General features: G+C 66.4%; 7 protein-coding genes. All 7 read right to left on the reverse strand.

Features of this window, described 5'->3' with window-relative positions:
* Window positions 1–67: 67 nt before the first annotated feature.
* Window positions 68–1,498, reverse strand: a complete 1,431-nt coding sequence (gene tolB / locus ACLB0R_RS04995) for a Tol-Pal system beta propeller repeat protein TolB (RefSeq protein ID WP_416642239.1) — start codon at window positions 1,496–1,498, stop codon at window positions 68–70.
* Window positions 1,499–1,509: 11 nt separating this feature from the next.
* Window positions 1,510–2,421 carry a cell envelope biogenesis protein TolA gene (locus ACLB0R_RS05000; protein ID WP_416642240.1) on the reverse strand — a complete coding sequence of 304 codons (912 nt, stop codon included), beginning with the start codon at window positions 2,419–2,421 and terminating at the stop codon, window positions 1,510–1,512.
* Window positions 2,418–2,855 (reverse strand): protein TolR, encoded by a 438-nt coding sequence (gene tolR / locus ACLB0R_RS05005; RefSeq protein WP_416642241.1) that lies wholly within the window; start codon window positions 2,853–2,855, stop codon window positions 2,418–2,420. Before tolR ends, ACLB0R_RS05000 begins: the two co-directional genes overlap by 4 nt.
* On the reverse strand, window positions 2,855–3,562 hold the full coding sequence (gene tolQ, locus ACLB0R_RS05010) for a protein TolQ (RefSeq protein WP_416642242.1): 708 nt from the start codon (window positions 3,560–3,562) through the stop codon (window positions 2,855–2,857). Before tolQ ends, tolR begins: the two co-directional genes overlap by 1 nt.
* Window positions 3,559–4,050 (reverse strand): YbgC/FadM family acyl-CoA thioesterase, encoded by a 492-nt coding sequence (locus ACLB0R_RS05015; protein WP_434953750.1) that lies wholly within the window; start codon window positions 4,048–4,050, stop codon window positions 3,559–3,561. Before ACLB0R_RS05015 ends, tolQ begins: the two co-directional genes overlap by 4 nt.
* An 86-nt stretch (window positions 4,051–4,136) precedes the next feature.
* Window positions 4,137–7,832: an SDR family oxidoreductase gene (locus ACLB0R_RS05020; protein ID WP_416642244.1), complete on the reverse strand. Its 3,696-nt coding sequence runs from the start codon at window positions 7,830–7,832 to the stop codon at window positions 4,137–4,139.
* A gap of 89 nt (window positions 7,833–7,921) precedes the next feature.
* The gene (locus ACLB0R_RS05025; RefSeq protein WP_416642245.1) at window positions 7,922–13,465 is read right to left on the reverse strand and encodes an AMP-binding protein; all 5,544 of its coding nucleotides are present in this window, start codon (window positions 13,463–13,465) and stop codon (window positions 7,922–7,924) included.
* Between the last annotated feature and the right edge of the window lie 326 nt (window positions 13,466–13,791).

Genomic DNA, 13,791 nt, shown 5'->3' on the forward strand with positions numbered 1-13,791 from the left:
TCGGTCCCGTCATGACAGTCGACGGGATTGGTTAACGCACACTCGCCGCCAAAATCCTAGGCTGATCCTAGGGGCGTAACGGTCCCCATGCGGGATCGGATCCGTCGAGCGGGGTCGGCAGCCGCCGCAAATTGACCCCGGTCAGGTCGACCGAAAACAGATCGGCGACGCCCGAGCGCCCCTGGCTCGACCGGAAGAACATCAAAACACGCCCGTTTGGCGACCATGTCGGCGCTTCGTCCTGCCAGTCCTCGGTCAGCAACTTCTCATCTGCTCCTGACGGCGTCATGACACCGATGCGAAAATTGCCGGCAATCTTGGTGAACGCGATCAAGTCGCCGCGCGGGCTCCACACCGGCGTCGCATACCGGCCCGAGCCGAAGCTGATGCGATGCTGGTTCGATCCATCGGCATCCATCACATAGATCTGCTGCGTGCCCGACCGGTCGCTTTCGAACGCGATGCGGCTGCCATCGGGCGAATAGGACGGGCTGGTATCGATCCCCGGCGCGTTGGTGAGGCGCTGCGGCGCACCGCCCGATGTCGCAACGCGATAGATATTGGTGTTGCCGCCCTGCGCCATCGAGAAGACGACATGCTTGCCGTCGGGCGAAAAGCGCGGCGCGAACGTCAGCGCGGTATCGGGCACGAGCAGCCGCTGGCGGCCGGTGTTGAAATCGAACAGATACAACGCCGGGCGATCGTTGAGGTAGCTCATATAGACGATCTGGCGGTAATCGGGCGAGAAGCGCGGCGTCAGCACGATCGATTGGCCGTTGGTCAGGAAGCGGTGATTGGCGCCGTCCTGGTCCATCACCGACAAGCGCTTGACGCGGTGATCCTTGGGGCCCGTTTCGGAGACATAAGCGACGCGGCTGTCGAAATAGGGGCCTTCGCCGGTTAGCCGGGTATAGATGGTGTCGGCGCATTTGTGCGCAGCACGGCGCCAGTCAGACGGCGGCACGACAAAGCCCTGGCGCGCGAGCTCGCTGCGCGCCGACACGTCGTAGAGATAGCAGCCGACCGTCAGTGAGCCGTCGCCATTGGCGCGGACGAAGCCCTGGACGAGTGCCTGCGCGCCGGTGCCGCTCCAGAAGTCGAATTGCGGCGCGGTCACCTCGCCATAAGCAACGGGCTTGAGCTGGCTTGCACCAAGCGGATTGAACAGCCCGGAATTTTTGAGATCGTTGCTGATCACATCGGCAAGCTGGCGGCCAAGCGCATCGGTCGAGCCGGCGGCGGTCGCGCGGACCTCAGCAGTCGGCATCGCCGGGATCGCAATGGGGAGCGGTGCCGAGATGCCGCCCGTTACCGACACTTCGAGCGGTGGCGGGGCGGCGGGCTGGCCGAGAGCGGCCTGCGCCGGCGCGGGTGTTGCGGCAGGCGCCGGCTGCGCCGGTGCCGGCGTTGGCGCCGTCTGAGTCAGCGCGGGCGCGGCGAACGCCAGACCGGCGATCAACGCCATTCCCCCAAGCCAGCGATGGGCGCGATCGATCATCCGTTCATCCTTCAACGCAATTGCCAGTTGTAATTGATGTTGCCCCAGCCGCCATTCGGCGTCGCATAGAATTCCGGCGGCAGATGGAGCGGCGCGCAGCCCTTGAAGGCCGCGATCCCCAAGTCGCGCACGCGCTGGGCATAACGCTGGTTTTCGTCATCGATACCCGCCTGTCGCACCATGCTCGGCGTCGCCGCGAGCGTGCCGTCGGGATTGAGGCGCAGATTGAGCGTCGTCACAATCCGATTGGCGCCCGGCCCGGGATTGACCTGGCGATCGGCACAGGGCTGAATCTGCCGCGCGATCGCATCGCGGATGCTGGCGAGCGCAGCGGCATCGATGATCGCGGCGCGCGGCGTCTGGCTGTGCGACTTGCTCGGCTTGTCGCTCAGCCCCTTTAGGAAATCATCGCCCAACGTTGCGCCCTTGGCGTGCGCCTTGCTGCCGCTTTTGCCCGGCGTATCGGATTTGAACGTCGACGGATTGGGCAATGCCGCATCAGCCGGCGCCGCCTTGGCGGGCTTGCGCGGTGTATCGGGTGCGGGCTTGGCGCGAGTCGGCTGCGGCGTCTCGGCAGGCTTGGCAGCCGGCGCGGCTTTGGCGGCGACCGGCGGCGCCGGCGTATCGGCGGGCGTAGCAGCGGCGGGCGGCGCAGCATCCTCCGGCGCACCCTTTTCGGGCGCCACCGATTGCGCGGGCGGCGTCACGCTTTGCGGCGCGGTTGCCTCCAGGCCGATCTTGTCGGTCAGCACCACATCCATCGGCTGCTCGTTGATCTGCACCAGATCGGGCTTGGCCAGGAAGCTTGCCGACAGCAGCACGAACGCCACGACATGCCCAATCACCACGATCAGCAGCGCCGACACATCGGGCCAGCGGCTGCGCCGGATCACCGGCGGCGGATCGATGGTGATCGCGCTCACTTGCTCTCGCGCGGGGTCGAGACCAGCGCGACATGGTTGAGGCCGGCGCGATTGAGCTCGCCCAGCACGCGGGCCACTGAGCCATAGGTCAACGCCTTGTCCGCTCGCAGATAAATGCGCGGCGGGTTGTCGGGCGTGCCCTTCGCCGCAATCTGGCGCAGCACATCGGGGAACAGCGCCTCGCTCACCGGGTCCTGATCGACGAAGATGCGGCCCTGCTCGTCCAGGCTGATCTCGACCGGCTTTTGCTGCTGGTCGAGCGGCTTGGCGCGGCTGTCCGGGAGGTTGACCGGCACGCCGGCGGTCAACAACGGCGCCGTCACCATGAAGATGATGAGCAGCACCAGCATGACGTCGACGAGCGGCGTCACGTTGATTTCCGCCATCGGCGCACGCCGGCCGCGCGAGCGGGTGGAGGGCAACATGGCCGCCATCAGCCGCGCCCCTTCATCCCGGGGGCTTCGAGCTGGCGACTGAGCGACGCGTGGAAGGCATCGGCAAAGCGGTTGAGCGCGCTTTCGACGCGATTGATGCGGTGGCCGTAGCGGTTATAGCCAATCACCGCCGGGATTGCAGCGAACAGGCCGATCGCAGTCGCGAACAGCGCCTCGGCAATCCCCGGCGCGACCACCGCAAGCGACGTGCTCTGCTGCGCGGCGATGCCGGTGAAGGCGCGCATGATCCCCCAGACCGTGCCGAAAAGGCCGACGAACGGCGCCACCGCGCCGACGGTGGCGAGCACGTTCAGGCGATCGGCAAGTTGGTCGATTTCAGCCGCAACCGCCGATCCCATAGCCGTCGCCAGCCGTTCGCGCGTGCCTTCGCGGTCGATCGTGCTGGTCGCGGTCGAGCGCCGCCATTCCACGACACCTGCCGAAAACACGCGAGCCACCGGCTGGTTCTGCTCGCCCTCGGCGCGGTAAAAGGCGTCGATATCGGCGGCATCCCAGAATTCCTTCTCGAACCGCGCTTGCCGCCGGCGGATGCCCCCGAGCCGCAACCCGAACGAGACGATGATCCACCACGTCCAGATACTGGCGACAAGCAGCCCTAACATCACGCCCCGCACCACCCAATCGGCATGGAGAAACAGCGCCAGCGGCGACAGCGACGACGGATCGGTGTTGAAGGCAAAATTCATCGGGCGTCCAATTCCCCTGTCCACAGCAATGGCTCGAACGCCTTTACCCAGGCGGCCGGTTGGCGCTTCGGGCGCCCATCGGGCGCGACGAACGCGGCTGTCACCGTCGCCTCGGTCACTAATGACGCTTCCCTTATGACGCGCTGATGAATGCGGCATGAAGCGGCGCGCACCGCGATCAATCGGCTGGCGACGACCAACGCATCGCCCAGCCGCGCGGGCGCGCGATAGGTGATTTCGAGCTCGGTGACGGCATAAGCGCCCTCCCCCGCGTCGTGCGCGGCGCGCTGGTCGATGCCGGCGAGCGCCAGCATGTCCGATCGCGCGCGCTCCATGAAGCGGAGATAATTGGCGTGATAGACGACGCCCGAAAGATCGGTGTCCTCGAAATAAACCCGCACCGGGAAGCGATGCTCGCGGTCCGCAAAGCGGCCGGCGGCGGGTTGATCCAGGGCAAGCGCGGCAGTCACCCGGCGGCTGTTAACCAAAGCCGCGCCGCGATGAAACCCCGCTATTGCCCCCGCCTGTCCCGCTTTCGCGCTCGGGCGCGGCGGCGATTAGCGGCCACGCGCCCTCACACCGTCATCGACATGCCGCGGTAAATGCGGGCTCGATAGCGCGAATCCTCGGCATCGGGGAGCGGCGCGCCGAGCAGCAGCACGGCGCGGGCGAAGCGCTTCACCTCTTCCAGATGCTCCTCCAGGTCGCGCGGTTCCTCCGACCGCACACGCCGCGTCAGGTTGATCTGGTTGACCGGCACGTCATGGACCAGCCGCTCATTCTCGACCGCCAGCGTCGCGGTGAAGGCATGCAGCGTCGTCTTGATGAAATTGGCGAGCGCGAAGGCCGGGCTCTTGTCGCCCATCGGCACGTCGGGCGACGTCAGGACCAACTGGCAGCCATCATAGAGCGACGCCTTGCGCGCGACGCGGAAATGATGCGTCAGGTTGGCGGCGACGACCTTGCGGAATTCGGGCGGCGTCAGCGGCGCGTCGAGCCCGAACAGGCGCGGCGGTAGCGCTTCGGCGGGGGTCGACAGGATCGTCGTCGGGCGACCCCAGGCCGCCACCGCCTTGTCCATCGCCGCTTCGATCGCATCACCATACGTGATCGGCTCGATCGCGCTGCCGGGCAAATCATCGAGCAGCGCGAGGATGGCATTGCCGCCCGCGTCGCTCTTGGTCATCAGCACGACCCGCGCGACATGGCAGTCGGCGATGAAGGCGCGCGCGGTTTCGGCCAGATAATCGGTCAGGTGATCGCCGATCACCCATACCGTTTTGCCCCGCATCTGGTCGAGGCGCTCCTGCTTCGGCCCGCCGAACAACTCGCGCTCGGTGGTCGAGCGTTCGACCGACAAGCCGCCCGAAGGCATGAACGTCTCGCCCGAGACGGCGCGGTCGGCGAGGAAGAACACCGTGGCCTGGGCGACATCGGTCTCGGTCGGCATCTTGCCGAGGTAAAGCTGGCTGAGCACACCAGTGCCGACCTTCTTGGCTTCCGCCGCAATGCGATCGGCCGGCAGGAACGGCGCATCGGCGGGGGGCACGCGCAGCAGCCAGTCGCTGTTGGCTTCCCTGGTGTCGGGGCGGTCGGCCCATTCGGGCGCATCGAGGAAATAGCCGCCTTGGCGCAACCGCGAGATCAGCCGCGCGGCGATCGACGGGGTCAGCAGATACTGGTCCCAAGTGCAGATGCCGTCGCCTTCGCGCGCGCAGGCGAGCGCCAGGTCACGCAGCTCGCGCGGGTTGTTGGTGTCGTGCGACATCCGCACCGTGTCGTTGCGCGCCAGCCGCGACAGGATCGCTTCGACCCGATTGCCGCGCCGCAGCGCCTTGACGATCGCGGCATGGACAGCGTTCAGCCGCTTATTCTCCAGGATCAACTTGCCGCGCCGCTCGAACAGGCCGGGCTTGCCGCCGGTGCCGGCCAGCCGGTCGCCATCGACCGGCCCGGGTGCGATCGCGTTGAACTGGATTTCCGGCCCCAGATGCCGCGCCATCGATTCGACCATCGCGCGCTGGCCCGATTTGGACACCGCGTAATCGGCGCGATTGGGGTAGGCGACCGCCAGATATTTCTCGCCGCCAAAATAGGACGAGACGTTGAGGATATAGCCTGAGCCCTGCGCCTTCATCAGCGGCACGACATGGTGCATCAGCAGGAAGTTGGAGATGAGATTGGCGTCGAGCGTGTAGTTCCACGCGTCCACGCTCATATCGACGACCATTTCCTCGGCACCGGCGACGCCGGCATTGTTGATCAGGTAATCGATCCGCCCGAATGCCTTGATCGTCGCGTCGACCGCGGTCTTCAATGATGCGAAATCGCTGACATCGATATTCGCCATCGTCTGGACGCGGCGTTCGACGCCGGCAAAGCCGATATCCTCAAGCTCGCTGACGATGCGCGCGCGGGCAGCGGCGAGTTCACTTTCGCGCCGCGCGACCATCATCACCTTGCCGCCCGCCAGCGCGAGCAGGCGTGCGACCTGGCCGCCAATCCCCGCCGATCCGCCCGTAATCAGCGCGACCTTGCCGAGATGCAGCCCGGTGATGTTCTCGCTGAACCCCGGCATTGCCTTGGCCGCGCCCGTCGCCTCGCCGATGCTGGCGGGGAGGTAGAGCGTCACATCGCGGATCTTGCTCTCTTTCAGCAGAATGCGCGCGGCATGGCCCGCGGTGAAGCGGATATTCTCGGCCTCGGCATTGGTGAAGCGGACGATCTGGTTGCCCCATTCGGCTTGTTTGCGGCGACCATGCGCGACCTCAACCTCCGACTCGTCGCGCCAGATGCGCACCAGCTGCTCGGTCGCGGCGCGCAGGATGTTGCCATAGACATCGCCTTTGCCATCGGTCGCGTTGGAGACAAATGCGAAGCGCGGTGCTTGCAGCAACTGGTCGTGCCGCTTCCAGTATCGGCTCAGCGTGCGGGCAAGCGCGACCGCACCGGTCAGCTCGATATCGATCAGCCGCTCGACGACTTCCTGATCGGCGCCGGTCAGCGAGCCGGTCAGCTCGTCGGGCGCGAGCGCGGGAAGGAAGAGCGCGCCAGTGAGCGGCGCTTTCTGCGTGGTATACTCCTCGAGCGCCGATTCCATCGCGGCGGGCTCGGTGCGGTTGAAGCGGATGATGCTGAGCTGCTCGCCAAAGCCTTCCGCCTTGGCGCGCGCTTGGGCAATCGCGACATCGGCCTGGCGCGATAGGCCAAGCAGCACCTGCGCGCCCGAGGCAAGCTGCACCCGCGCCAGCTCCAGCGCATCCTCCCAGCCATCGCCGGCGACGATCAGCACAGCCAAGCCCGTGCCGTCCATCGAGCGCATCGAGGGGCGCGAGAGATACGTCGAGCGCTGCTCCTTGCGCACGGTCATGCCGTGCGTCACCTCGAAATCATGGCCGTTATAGGCAGCCGATTCATCGCTGCCGAGGAATACGCAGGTGGTGGCGATGTCGTCTGGCGCCGGGAATGTCTTGGCGCGCGGATTGCCGCCGGTCGCGCGTTCCAGCGACATCATGTCGAAGAACTGATTAGCGGTGGTGCCTGCTTCGTCGCCGCGCATCTTGTCCATGGTGGCGAAAACGGTGCGGATGCGCTCGCTTTCGATCGGACCAGGGAAGACGAGATTGACGCGCACGCCGCGTACCCCCAGCTCCAGCGACAGCTCGCGCGACCAGGCGTTCATCGCTGCCTTGGGCACGACATAGGCGGCGCGCGCGTAATAGGGCGTGCGCGAGAAGATCGTCGAGACGTTGATGATCGTCCCGCCCTCGGGGATCGCCGGTGCGGCGGCGCGCGCGACGTTCCAGGCGACGCCGAAGATGTTGCGCATCGCGCCGCCGACCGTTTCGCTGTCGGTCGCGGCGAGCTCGGCTGGATTAAGCGGCAATTGTTCGATCGGCTGCTTCGGCCCCGCCGAGCCGGCATTGTTGACGAGGATATCGATCCGCCCGAAGCGCTTGACGACATCGGCGATGGCGCCCTTGACCGAGGCGGCATCGGCGCCGTCGAGCGCGACCGTTGCGACGCGCGCCGGATCGACACCGGTTTCCTTGACGATCGCCTGTGCCGCCGCATCCGTGCGCGCGGGCGTGCGGCCGGTCATCACCACCGTCGCGCCTTCGGCCAGATAGTGGCGGACGATGTGGCCACCGATATTGCCCGCAGCCCCGGTGACGACGGCGATCTTGCCCGCGAGCCGCCCGGCCTCGACCGGCGCGACTTTGGCCTTGGGCTTGGCCGCGCTTTCGGCGATGGTCGTGGACTTGGCCATTTCAGCTCTCCCTGGCGGCACGGGCGCCGCTGCGTTGCGATGGTCGTGGTAATCGGCGCCTGGGGAGGAAAGCCGAAGGTTAGTGATCGCTATCCGGGCGAGTCGCGCAAGCCCCCGGTTTCCTGCGCGGCCCACATTTCGAGCAATTCATCGCGGCTGCGCAGGCCCAGCGCCGGCAGCGCGTGGTTGACGACATAAGTCGCGCCCGAATGGCGGTTTTCCCACATCGATTGATGCGCGTCGGGCAAGCCATCCCAGGGCACGACGCTCGGCTCGGTCACTTCGAGCAAGCCCGCCGCGATCATGTCGTTCATCCGTGCGACCTCGTACGCGTTGCACAGATGGGTGCCGAGGATCGACGCGGTCGGCATCAATATCTTGCGCTGCCGCGTCCACACCTGCGGCGCGTAGAAAGTGAAGCGCTGGCCCGCCAGGTCCTCGGCGAAGACGACGCGGCCGGTGAAGGGTTTGACCAATGAGGTCGAGACGCCGAGCGTGTCCTGCCCGGCACGCTCGAACACCAGATCGGGGCTGCCGCGCGGATTGTCTGGCGAGCGCAGGATTTTGCCGATCGCGCCGCCGAACGGCTTCATCACCCGGTCCTGATAATCGCGCACTGCTGCCTTGAAGACCTCGATATCGGCCTTGGCATCGGGGAGGCGCGGCATAGTGTCGGGCCAGAGGAAATTGTCTCCCTCGCGGCGGCGGATGCTTTCGAGACTGACGATGCCCTCGATCGCATCTTCCAGGCCCAGCGATTGCAGGAATTCGCGCTGGCCATCGGTGGTGGTGGCGACGACGCTCTTGGCGTTGAAGCGCCGCGCTGCCTCGATGATTTCCAGCCCCATTTCGTCGAGCAGCGCGCTCGATCCGGGCCCGTAATAGATCAGCACCGCCTCGCCACCGCGCAGGCCCGCGCGGCGCAGCATTTCCTCGGGGCTGGCCACGCCCGGCTTACCCATGAAGCTGAAATGATAGCCGGACGAGGCGCCGTAAAAGGCCAGCGTCCCGCCTTCCGCCAGCAGCTGGAAGCTGCGCGGAAACGCCGTTTCGCCGGCATGGCTGACGACATAATCGGCCAGCACGCCACCGTTCAGTGCCTTGTATGCTTCGACCAGCGGCGCCCCGGCGGCTTCCCAGGCGCGCGCGGCGTCGGCTTCTTCGGGCACGACCGTGAACAAGCCCGCCAACGCGGCATCCTTGCGGTTGATCGCTCCGACTGCGCCCTGCCCTTGGACAAACGCCGCGCGATCGGCCGATGACACCAGCCCCGTCACCTGCAACCCGGTTCGCACCGAACTACGCAGCGCGTCGAGACCAGTCCCCGTCGCCGCCCCTTCGACGAACAGCGTCCGCCCCGGCGCAATCTTCAGCGTCGTGAACAGGCAGCGCGCGACGGTGCCGAGATTGAGAACATAGCTCCCCGCCTGTTCCAGCGTCAGGTCGGGCGGGATGGCGTGCATCTGCGGCGCCTGCACGGTCAGGAACTGCGCGTGACTGCCGGTTTCGGTTTCATAGCCCTGGATCGAGAAATCGGCGAACATCGGGTCATTGCCGACCTGGGGGCTGAGCAGATCGTTGGTGCCCGAATAGACTGTCACCAGATCGCCGACCTTCACCCGCCCTTCGGCACGCGTTTCGCTGCCGAGCGCGGCAACCAGCGCAATGCCGCCCGACCCGGTGATCTGGACGTCTTCCTCATGAGCATCGAACGGCGACACTGGAATGCCGGTCAGCGCCCAGATGTCGTTGAAGTTGACCTCGCTGGTCAGCATGTAGAGCAGTGCCTCGTTTGGCGCAGGCTCGGGCACCTTGACGATCAGCTCGCGCTCATGCGTGGCAGGCGGGCCGAAGCGCGGCGCGCCGGTGTCGGGATCGCGCGCGACGCCGAACGCATATTGCCAGGGCGGGATGGGCGTTACGCCGGGGTAGAAGGCCGCGCCGACCGGGAGCAAATCGCCCGCTGCCTCCAGCGCCTTGCCGCGCGGCTGATGCTCGGCATCGATCCATACGCCGTCGCGCCGGACCGGCAGCGGTGGGCTGACTTTGTCGATAAACTGGCGAATGCCGGTCTTGCCGCCTTCGGGATCGACAATCGCATCGGCAAACAAGGCCGCCTCGCGCGCCAGCCCGGCTGCCATGCCCTGTTCCAAACCGGTGCGCACCGCGTCTAGCGCGCGATTGCCGGCCGCCTCGCGCCCCGCCCAGCACAGCTGGCGCAGGATGCGCTGGAGGAAGTCATCCTGCAGCACGCTATCGAGGTGGATTGATGCAGGCTGCTCCCATGCTGTGACCTGCAGCATCCGTGCAGCATAGGCTTGGCCGAGAGCACTCGTTTCGCCGTGCAGCACATACTCGCGCACCGCCGCATGGGCCGCCGACAAGGCATCGGTCGCGCCATCGACGCAGTCCTCGATCAGCCCGATTTGCTGCGCCGATGCTGCGTCAATGCTGCGACCTCCAAGGATCAGGTCGAGCGCATCGCGCACCCCCTCCGCACCGCGCTTGTCGAGCAGCAGGCGCGGCAGGCGCTGCGTGCCGCCATAGCCGGGCAGCAGGCGCAGCCGGATTTCGGGCTGGCCAAAGCGCGCGGTCGGCTCGGCGATGCGGTAATGGCAGGCGAGCGCGAATTCCATGCCCCCGCCCAGCGCGACGCCCTGTACCGCGGCGATGCACGGCTTGCCCATCGTCTCGATCTTGCGGAAGGCGAGCTGGGCATTGTTGGGCAGCACCATCGCTTCGTCGCGGCTGTGGATCTCCTCGAGCATCTGGCGGATGTCCGCGCCGGCGACGAACGAGGCGGTGCCCTGCCCCGTAAACACCACCGCGACGACATCGTCTTTCCGCGACAGATGATCGACGACGATCACCAGCTCGTCGATCGCGCGTTCGTTGAGCGCGTTGACCGGGGGGTTGGTGACGGTGACGGTCGCGACGCGCTTGCCCGGCGCGACGAGATTATACTGGACCAGAAAATAGCGATAGCGATTGAACAGCGCCTGATTGTCCGACAGGCTCTGCTTGCGCTGCCAGGCATCGATCGCGGTCTTGAGCTCGGTAAGCGCTTCGGGATTGCGCAGCGTCGTCACGTCGCCGACGTCGCCGCCTTCGACCAGCGCGCGGACCATGCGGCGCATGTACTTGCCGCTGCGCGTCTCGGGGAACTGGGTGACTTCGATGATGTCGGCGGGCACCGCGACCGCGCCTTTTTCGGTCCGCACCAGCTCGAACAGCCGGCGCTTGTCATCGAGGCTGAGCTTGCGCCCCGCGACCGGCACGACAAACGCCAGGGGCGTCAGCCCTTTCTCGCGATGTGGGGCGCCCACCACCAGCACATTGCCGACCGGCGAGTCGGGGTCGAGCGCCTTGTCGCGCAATATCGCACCTTCGATTTCCTCGGTGCCCATGCGGTGGCCCGAGACGTTGATGACGTCGTCGCTGCGGCCGTGGAAGCTGAACGAACCGTCATCATAGCGGATCGCGAAATCGCCCTGGGTATAGGCCCAGGTCCCTCGCCACCGCCGCCAATAGCCATCGACCCAGCGCTGCGCGTCACCGCGCCAGGCGCCGGCCACGCGGCCATCCTCGACCCGGAAATTGGCGGCATCGCCCCAGATGGTGCGGGCGAGATAGGGGTAAGGCGCGGCGATGACGATGTCGCCCTTCTCGCCCATCTCGGCCGGCCGCCAGCCCACGCCATCGTCGCGGGCGCGCTCGAACAAGCCGATATCGGCCGCGTCACGCCCGTCCTCCACCCACACATCGCCCAAAATCCATGGCAGCGGATAGGCATGCGCATCGGGGCGCAGCGGGAAATCGGCATTGCCGTAGAAATGCGTCCAGGCGATGCCGCCATGCTCGGTCGCCCAGTAGCTGTTGATGTACTGCGGGACGACATGCTCCATCCCGAAGGCTTGGACTGAGGGCGAAGTCGGCTCGGCGCAGAAGGTCGCGACGCGCAGGGACGACAAGTCGTAGCGCTGCACGTCCGCGAGGTTCGACGGGTCCGACATCACCGATTTCAGGAAGGTGACGCCCGCCTTGAAGATCGTCACCTTGTGCCGCTCGATCATCGAGGCGAAGCGGCCGGCATGCGGGAAGACCGGCGAGCCCTCCGACACCACACTCGTCACCCGCGTCAGCAGGGAGGCGGCGATCATATAGCTTTGCCCGGTGATCCAGCCGGGGTCAGCGACGACGTACATGGTGTCGCCGGGCCGCGCGTCGAACGCGACTTTCATCGTGTGCGCGATACCCGACGAATAGCCGCCATGGACGTGGACGACGCCCTTGGGCTTCCCCGTCGAGCCGCTGGTATAGATGAAGAACATCGGAAATTCGGCATCGACCGGCAGCGGCGCGGAGGAGGCCCAGATCGCGCGGACGAAATCGGTATCGGGAAGCGCGAGCAGATCGGCTTCGCTATCGACTGCGAACCCGCTGGTGCGCGCCTTATCGAGGATCGTCGACAGCGCCGCGTTGGTCAGCTCATGGCCCCAGCGGTCGCGCTCCTCGCGCCAGATAATGTCGGGCTGCGCGGTATGACGCGCGACGATGACCGCGTCGACGCGGGGCGGCAGGGTGACGAGGCTGGAAGCAATCGCAATCCGCACCCGCGCCGCATCGGCCGAGCTGATCCGCCCTTCCTTGCCCAGCGTGATGAGCGCTCGGCCGACACCGCGCATTACATCCGACCGTTCGACCGTCACCTCGCCCGCCAGCGTTTCGGCGACGGTATCGCGGATCAGCGCGGTGTCGGCCTTGGGCAAGTCGAGATCGATGTTGCCCAGCGCGGCGAGCGCGGTTGCGACCGGCACGAAATTGTCGAGCGCCGGATCGGTATAGGCGTTCTTGAAGGCGGCGACCTGCGCGTTGCGATAGCTGCCGTCCGAGGTGACGATCACCCGCGCGCCGGCATCGGCAATCCGGTCCGACAGCGTCTTGTCGCTGAACCCGCCGAAGACCGCTGTGTAGACGACACCGAGCCGCTTGGCGCCTTCGGTCCAGTAAATTTGCGGCATGATGCTCGGCATGTTGAGGACGATGCGATCGCCTGCCTTCAGCTCCAGTGCCTGCAACGCCACCGCGCATTTCGCGCTTTCGAGCAACAGCTTCTTGCGCGAGACGTGGAAGCAATCGAGCGGCGCGCCACGCCCGCCGTCCGCCGCCATGTCCCAGCGATCGCCTTCGAAGATCAGCGCAGTTTCGTCGCCATGGCCGCTCAGCACATGGCGATCGACTTCATTGAACGCGCCATTGGTCCGCCCGCCGGAAAACCACTTCCAATGCGGCGGATCACTCGCATCGAACGCCAAATCCCATGGCGCGAAATCGGCAGGCAGACCAGGCGACACCGCTGCCCCAGTCGCCGCATCCCAGCCCTGCCAGCTGCCATCCTCGCTGCGCATGATCCACGCGCCCGCCGCGCCGATCTCGCCGACGAACCAGTGGATCGTCCGCGCCGCGATGTCGCCATGGAAGCTGCCCGGATCATCGAGCGCGGCCTTGCGCATCGCTTCCCAATCGGCGCGCGAGCGAACGGGATTGACCTCAGCGCCGGGCAGTGCTGCCCGGGGCCGAACCCCCTGCCCCTCCGGCAGATCGGTTGTCGCCTCGCTTAGCCCCGTTGCCACGCGACCAGCCCTATCGGCGCCCGATCATCGGCAGCATGAGCAATTGGCATCGTCATCCCGGTCCATCCTCCGCAATGCCTGATCGTCGATCGATCCGGCGCTGCACGATTATTGCGTCAAGGTACATGCGACCACGTCTTGCGGCGGCTGGCAAGACGGATCTTGGGGAAGAAGCTAGGGGCCAACGCGATGGGCGGCGGACAGCCTGCCGGTTTGGGCGCGCATGGCATCACGCCAAGTCGCGCACCTGCTCGCGATAAAAGCGATCGACGAACGCGGCGGCATTAGCACTATTCTTAGCCCAAGCCAATTATAGCCGGCCATTG

The organism is Sphingomonas sp. GlSt437 (assembly GCF_048015635.2).
In the GTDB taxonomy this organism is placed as follows: Bacteria; Pseudomonadota; Alphaproteobacteria; order Sphingomonadales; family Sphingomonadaceae; genus Sphingomonas.

Coding starts and splice junctions, on each gene's coding strand:
- tolB (WP_416642239.1), bottom strand. CDS start 1,498: ATGATCGATCGCGCCCATCGCTGGCTTGGGGGAATGGCGTTGATCGCC.
- tolR (WP_416642241.1), bottom strand. CDS start 2,855: ATGGCGGCCATGTTGCCCTCCACCCGCTCGCGCGGCCGGCGTGCGCCG.
- ACLB0R_RS05020 (WP_416642244.1), bottom strand. CDS start 7,832: ATGGCCAAGTCCACGACCATCGCCGAAAGCGCGGCCAAGCCCAAGGCC.
- tolQ (WP_416642242.1), bottom strand. CDS start 3,562: ATGAATTTTGCCTTCAACACCGATCCGTCGTCGCTGTCGCCGCTGGCG.